Origin of the sequence: Okeania sp. SIO2F4 (genome assembly GCF_010672385.1) — a bacterium.
Taxonomy (GTDB): domain Bacteria; phylum Cyanobacteriota; class Cyanobacteriia; order Cyanobacteriales; family Microcoleaceae; genus Trichodesmium.
The window spans coordinates 1-4,132 of the sequence record NZ_JAAHGT010000874.1 but is presented as its reverse complement, the minus strand read 5'-3'; the positions used below and the strand labels follow the sequence as shown (position 1 = coordinate 4,132).

The following is a 4,132-nucleotide window of genomic DNA, read 5'->3' as shown; positions in this document are numbered from 1 at the left end:
TCCTGCTCCGAGAGGGGAGAAATACTCCCCCAACGCTAGTAGGGAAGGGGGTTAGGAGGTTAGGTTTTTTAACTGACATTTTCAAGCTTGACGCGTCACTAGGGTGAGTAGGGGTTTGGTCACCAAACCCTTACGAAATGAGTCTGAAGTCAATTTAGTCAATCCTCTTCTTTTTAAGAAGGGGTGATTGTCAATTGTTAATTGTTGAATTAATTCCCTTTTTTAGATTTATATCATGTCCGCTGAATTAGTGATAAAAAACTTTCTCCTCCTTCTCTTCCTGATATAGCAGTCGAAGCAAAGATTAGGACATTTCTAAATCCTGAAATCCTTTGACAGTTTACTATTCCCTATTCCCTATTCCCGATTCAAGTAGCGCTATATATTCTTTTTTCCACCACTTATCCCTCCTGACTCCTGACTCCTGAGGACTCCATAATTATTTATAACTGTTCATCCGGAAATGATATTACTGATACATTCAGTCTCTTAGAATAGATATGTAGGAAATATTTTAGTATTTCAAAATCGGGTTTATCAAGTTAGCCAAGTACACTTGTTTTTCTGCTGCTATTTTTTCTATTCCTTATTCCCTAATTCCCAGATTTTTCTCACAACGCAAATCATACTTCTCTAGACATAAATAACTAAATATTTGCTGACCCTAATACTCAGGAGAAAATCCGAAAGGAGGTAAAGTTTCTTGAATTTCTGGTGTTAAAAAAACTGTAGCAATAAACTTCTCATTCCAACCTCCCACGACATGAGCAAATAAATAAAAATCATCCTCATAATAATTTAATTTCTGTTCAACTAAAATTCCTGTTGTATCGCTAACCCGTAATTTTATCCCCTCTGGTAAACTCATTCCTATAGGGGCACTTAATACCAACAATAACATCCATTCTAGTGTTGAACCTGAAACTAAAGACCAGGTTAAAGCATACAATCTTAAAGGGATTCCACCTAACAATAAATCTTGATAAGCACCCCTAGCATGGGGAGGAATATCCGCGCCATTTTGTGGTAACTCTCTGATAATCGCTTGAATTTCTTCTGTGGGAGAATATGTTCCTCGCATGGGAGATAATTCTGGTAATTCTGGTAATAAAACCCAGGATAATTGATTGGCAAAATTATCTAATTCGTTTCTTAGCCACCGCCCTACATTAATTGTTGGTTCAGTTAAGATATTAAGTAAATCTGGCAAGTATTCTTTCAGATCATTTAGTGAATTTTCTTGACTTTCAGCAACTTCTAGTAAATTCTCTGGGATATTTTCTGACTCTATCGATCTTTGCCATTGCCAATCATATATCCATTTTAATAACTCAGAATTAGTGAGGAGAGTTTTGCCTTGTTCCCAGTCGATTAATTCCCATAAATTTTGTGTGGATAACTGAGGCAATAATTTTTTTAGTTCAGGTTTAGCTGCGGCTAAATTTTCTGAATTTTTTTGTATCTCTGGCAAGGTAATTTCTGATAAATCTAAACAACGAAAATAGAGTAATAAATTATCGATTTCTGTATCAAAGCAACTCAAGGGAATTTGATAATTCCACTCCTCATCAGGGAGTAGATTAACCTGTGTTTTATGGTGGATTAAATCTGCATAAGAAATAAAACCATAGATCGCTACTTTTTCTAGTTCTTCTTGTACTTCCATCACTACATATAAATGATGATTGAATTCTGGTAAGTCTAGGACTGCTCTAGGTATACTAATTTCGTCATCTATAAAACTACCTGTAGTAATTAAACAGACTTGAAACTGATTAATATTAAGATGACAAACTGCGGAAATTGAGTTAGAGGTAATTGGATTAAAAATAGAAGAATTATCTGAACTAATCGTTAAATCTGTGCCTCGTTGTTCTAGCCATTCTTCAAATCCAAATAATGCCAAAGAATTCAAGTATGTTTGCCATTGTCTAGATTCATTAGGAATTTGATTGCTGATTTGAATAGCTTGGTCAATTTTGTCTAATGATAGATGTATAGATTCTGTAGAAATAGGCTGAAAATCTAGGAGATATTCTAAGGTATTAGTTGATTTGTTATTCATTGTAGTTTTTCCTCTATACTCAGTTTTTTTCTCAAAATAATTGGGTCTTTTACCCCGCCTTTTAATCAGTTATCAGTTAAATATTTTTTCTAGTTTTATCCTACTTAAGAAAGTAAGAATTTAATTTCTGACTTCTGACTTCTGACTTCTAACTTCAGAAATCCTCCTGACAAAAACAACTTCTGACTTCTGACTTCTGACTTCTAACTTCCTTAAGGGCGGGGTTTTAAATCTAAATAGCTACAAACTCTTTTAGCAAATAAGCTTTCTGTATAATGATGACTAGATGTATAACCTTCTGCTTGTGCTTCTTGAAATACTTGATTAACTTGTTCATCTAGGGCGATTTCTATTTGTTTATCTAGAGTTTTTAAGCTTTGCGGATTTGTGTAATCTTTAGCGAGTTCTAAGATACTATGACGCAAACTAATTAACAATTTTTGCCGAATATCAGCTCGAAATGATTTTAATTTCAGTAAGCGAGTTACTTGATATTGCGCTTTTAATCCCACATTTTTAGCAATTTCTGTCATGGATTTTCCCTGACAATGATATAGATGTAATGCTTGGATAAATTGTTCGGCTTTTGGCGATTTTTTGCCCTTGAGTAACTCGATCCAAATATTTGTTACTTCAGCTATAGCGGCATCTAAACTCTGAACAAATTGTTGTCTATAATTAGTCAAAAATTCATTCTCTTCATCCATAGTATCTTTCTCTTGAGAGACGGAAATTTTATTAGCTAAAGATTGATTTTTAGAAGTATCTAATGGGATTGTAGGTAGAGAACCACTTCTCACATAAATTCGGTACTCTCGTAATTGAGAAGCCAGATTTTGTAGTTTAGTCATCAACACCTTTGGAGAAATATTTTTACCAGTTTTAGTTTCTATTAATTGAGCAATTTGTTCCAATTGTTCCGTAGTTGGTGGCAAACATTTTTTCCCCGAGCTTGACAGACGTTGTTGACGACGTTGCACCCGATAAATAGCGTGATAACTTGACAAAATATTTAGGCTTTCTTGAGTTTCAAGAGGAGTAAAATTATAAAAGCTTGAGAAAATTTTCTCTAGTTGTTTAGGAGGTGTATCATTCAGCAGTGCCCAATCACTAATTAAATAAACTCCACATTCTAGTAAGAAACTATTTAGCTCAGAATGCTGTTTCACTTTTCTAATTGTCCAGGTAGCTAAACTACCTTGATTTTGGTCAAAACTTTGGAGAATTTCTTGAGCAAAAGATGGAGCAGAAGTTTGTTTTCTTTTGTTATAAATTCTGCCATCATCAGTCAAAACGTAAGGGAATAAATCCCGGCTATTAAAGCCATAATTTTTACCAAAATTAGCAGCTAATTGTTGACAAACTCCTTCAATTTGCCAGGATATAAAACAGAGTAAACAGCGTTCTGCTAATAAATAATTTATCTCTAGATTGGTATCTGAATTATCTCCCATCCATTCTAAAAGTTGGCCTTGAATTTTAAGGTCTGGAACTTCACTAACTGTTAAATATTCTGGAAAATTTGAGGTAAAAAATTCTTTAGCCTCCGCAATTTCCAGGATTTGACGAGAACCAGAACTGTTAATTTTAATATGTCTCCAGTATTTAGATATAGTACCCATAAAGAATAAATCAGCTCAATAAACAATAGTCATGGTTAATTGTTAATTGTATGATAATTTTTCTCCCTCAAAATTTGGGTTTAATGCTGGGTTATTATCCCTTTGATTTACATATATTTATATCTTCCTGGAGGTTATGCAATATTCCATAAAACAAAAGTCAAAAAATAACAGACAAAAAGCGAAAGCGAGAAAAAAATGATGGAGATAGCTGTCTAATATTAAGGTATTTAATATTTGCTGAGTTCCTATGCAAGATTAATTACACATCCTGTAGATTTCCTGTAGATTTCCTGTTCCCTGTTCCCTGTTTCCTATCTCACAATGGAAATTCCTAAAAGCACAACTACTTAGGGTTTGCTTATGGAAAGTCTTTTTGCTCTTTGTAGGAGACTCGAGACTGAGACTCGAGACTGGAGGAACGGGGAATTTAGAAGAGGTAGGA

Annotated in this window: 2 protein-coding genes; both read right to left on the bottom strand. The window is 34.1% G+C overall.

The window, feature by feature from the left end:
* Positions 1 to 664 precede the first annotated feature (664 nt).
* Positions 665 to 2,065 (bottom strand): DUF1822 family protein, encoded by a 1,401-nt coding sequence (locus F6K22_RS34230; RefSeq protein WP_293108681.1) that lies wholly within the window; start codon positions 2,063 to 2,065, stop codon positions 665 to 667.
* A 212-nt stretch (positions 2,066 to 2,277) separates the two neighbouring features.
* Positions 2,278 to 3,687: a hypothetical protein gene (locus F6K22_RS34225; RefSeq protein WP_293108679.1), complete on the bottom strand. Its 1,410-nt coding sequence runs from the start codon at positions 3,685 to 3,687 to the stop codon at positions 2,278 to 2,280.
* Between the last annotated feature and the right edge of the window lie 445 nt (positions 3,688 to 4,132).